Here is a 500-nt window from a genome sequence, read left to right on the forward strand (position 1 = left end):
GTAACACCCTGCCGATGCGCAACATCCCGGTTGGTTCTACTGTTCATAACGTAGAAATGAAACCAGGTAAAGGCGGTCAGCTGGCACGTTCCGCTGGTACTTACGTTCAGATCGTTGCTCGTGATGGTGCTTATGTCACCCTGTGTCTGCGTTCTGGTGAAATGCGTAAAGTAGAAGCAGACTGCCGTGCAACCCTGGGCGAAGTTGGCAATGCTGGGCATATGCTGCGCGTTCTGGGTAAAGCAGGTGCTGCACGCTGGCGTGGTGTTCGTCCGACCGTTCGCGGTACCGCGATGAACCCGGTAGACCACCCACATGGTGGTGGTGAAGGTCGTAACTTTGGTAAGCACCCGGTAACTCCGTGGGGCGTTCAGACCAAAGGTAAGAAGACCCGCAGCAACAAGCGTACTGATAAATTCATCGTACGTCGCCGTAGCAAATAATTTTAGAGGATAAGCCATGCCACGTTCTCTCAAGAAAGGTCCTTTTATTGACCTGCA

Annotated in this window: 1 protein-coding gene; it reads left to right on the forward strand. The window is 52.8% G+C overall.

The window, feature by feature from the left end:
• A partial coding sequence (gene rplB / locus K0039_RS25015; protein WP_228106831.1) for a 50S ribosomal protein L2 occupies window positions 1–443 on the forward strand: 443 nt, incomplete at its 5' end.
• Between the last annotated feature and the right edge of the window lie 57 nt (window positions 444–500).

Origin of the sequence: Terrisporobacter mayombei, assembly GCF_020748465.1 — a bacterium.
Lineage (GTDB): Bacteria > Bacillota > Clostridia > Peptostreptococcales > Peptostreptococcaceae > Terrisporobacter > Terrisporobacter mayombei.